Annotated in this window: 2 protein-coding genes; both read left to right on the top strand. The window is 64.5% G+C overall.

Going from position 1 to position 2,371, the window contains the following annotated elements; genetic code table 11:
- Positions 1-377, top strand: a 377-nt coding sequence (locus tag AC5O77_RS21555) for an autotransporter outer membrane beta-barrel domain-containing protein (RefSeq protein WP_494507147.1), incomplete at its 5' end; no start/stop codon positions are given.
- Between the two features lie 181 nt (positions 378-558).
- Positions 559-2,371, top strand: a 1,813-nt coding sequence (locus AC5O77_RS21550) for an autotransporter outer membrane beta-barrel domain-containing protein (RefSeq protein WP_494507146.1), incomplete at its 3' end; no start/stop codon positions are given.

The following is a 2,371-nucleotide window of genomic DNA, read 5'->3' as shown; positions in this document are numbered from 1 at the left end:
CGCAGGCGCAGCTGACCTGGACCGACTACGACGGCGACAGCCTGGTCGAAAACAATGGCACCACGGTCGAGGATGGTCGCGGCGGCGGCCTCAACAGCCGCCTCGGCGTACGCCTGTTTGGCCAGGGAACGCTGCAGGGCAACCGCGTGCAGCCGTTCCTGGCGGCGAACTGGCTGCGTGGCCAGCGCGATGAGGCCATGCGCTTCAACAGTGAGTCGTTGAGCGCGAAGACGCCGGAGAACCGCTACGAAGTGCAGGCCGGTGCCCAGCTTCAGCTGGGCCAGCGCTGGAGCGCATGGGGTGACCTGCGTGTGCAGCGTGGCGACAGCGGCTATCGCAACCACGGTGCCCAGGTCGGCCTGCGCGCCGCTTGGTAGGCGCCCCTACGGAATGCCCTGCAAGGAGCAGATTCAGAGACTGGATTCTGCTCCGTCCATCCCATAACGCGCCCCGCGTTTCAGATCAATTGCATGGCCCAGGCAAGACCCGATCCGCACAGTGCCGCCTCCGGTCCTGCGGATGCGGGTCCACCCCAATAAGCTTCAAGGAGAAACATCCATGCGCATGATGCAGTTCACGCCAATGCTTGCGTCCACTCCCCCAGTGCGGTCACGACTTGGCCTGGCCGTAGTCGCCTCATTGCTCTTCACTGCCGCAGGCTCTACCGGTGCAGCGACTGTCAATCCCGGGCAGACAGTAACCGTCACGTCAGGAAGCGCGCTGGAAGGTGAGGCATTCTCCGTCAATGGTGGAACGCTGATTGTCCAGAACGCCAGAACGTCCACGATCACGGGCCGCTACGCGAACAACGCCCCTGCCTCCGTTTCACTGCAGAACGCTACGGTCACCGGCGGAGGCATAAACAGCCTGGTCAACAGCAACGCCGTCATCCAGGACTCGAATATTGACGGCCGTATCACGCTGTCCACGAGTGTGGGTGCTTCTGCGCTTCCGCGCTCTCATGTGGCATTGATTCGAAGCACCGTCGCCGGAACAGGAGGCATCTCTTTCGCCGCATCGGCTGGTGGTCGCCTCGATAGCGAAGCCACCCTGTTCAACAGCCGAATTCTCGTCACCGGCGCCACGGTCAATCTCAACGCCGGGACGTCCGTCAAAGGGGATACCAACGGCATCTCCGTCAACTACAACGGCGATACAAGATTTGCGGAGAACTTCAGCGAGTGGGGACTGACAATCGATGGATCCTCGGTCACCGGAACCGCCGGCAGCGCGATCCTCGTCACCCGCGGCAGCGGTGACGAGACCGTCCGCATCACCGCACAGAACGGCGCCACGCTTACGGGCGGTAACGGCGTAATGATCGAAGCGCGCGACAACGCCCTGCTCGACTTCACCGCCCGCACCTCCACGCTCAACGGCGACATCACCATCGCCGATACAGCCACCGCAAAGATCAGCCTGCTCAACGGTCTCGACCTCACCGGCCGCATCCTCGGCCCGGCCGACGTCATCGTCGACCAGGGCGGTCGCTGGATGCTGTCCGGCGACAGCAACACCGGTAATCTCACTCTGGGTGCAGGCAGCGACATCCTGCTCGGGCCGGGTGAGTTCCGCCAGCTGACCGTCAACGGCAACTATGTCGGCCAGGGCGGCACGCTGCACTTCAATACGGTGATGGCCGCCGACGATGCGCCGACTTCGAAGGTGCACGTCACCGGCGATGCAAGCGGCAGCACCCGGATCGTGGTCAACAACATCAATGGCGCCGGTGCGCAGACCATCAACGGCATTCCGCTGGTGCAGGTCGATGGCACCTCCACCGCAACCTTCGCCATGCAGGGCCGCGCCATCGGTGGCATGTACGAGTATTTCCTGCGCAAGGGCACTCCGGGCGCGACCAACGGCAACTGGTACTTGACCTCGGCCTACACCGGTAATCCGTGCGATATCAATCCGTCACTGCCGGAGTGCCAGGGCACTGGTCCGGTGGATCCGGTCGATCCTGTGGACCCGATCGATCCCATCGATCCCATTGAGCCGGTCAATCCCGTCGATCCAGTGCCGGTGCTGCGTCCGGAACCGGGCGCCTACCTGGCCAACCAGGCCGCGGCCGTGCAGATGTTCCAGTTGCGCCGCCATGACCGCGGCGAGCCCGGCTTCGACCGCGCCCGCATCGGCACCTGGGTGCGCGCCGGGCGTGACCAGCTGCAGGCGAACGTGGCCGGCCAGGTCGATGCCCGTACCCACATCAACACCCTGCAACTGGGCAGCGATGTCTGGCGCTGGGGCGATGGCCGTGGCCAGGTCGGCGTGATGCTCGGCACCGGCGAGGCAACCACGCAGGCGGTGTCGACGCTGAGCGGTTATGGCACGCGTGGCAAGGTCAAGGGCAAGTCGGCCGGTGTCTACC

This window comes from Stenotrophomonas sp. INTA L402-1 (assembly GCF_059295135.1).
The sequence above is the reverse complement of the archived record's forward strand: the minus strand, read 5'-3'. Positions and strand labels throughout refer to the sequence as shown.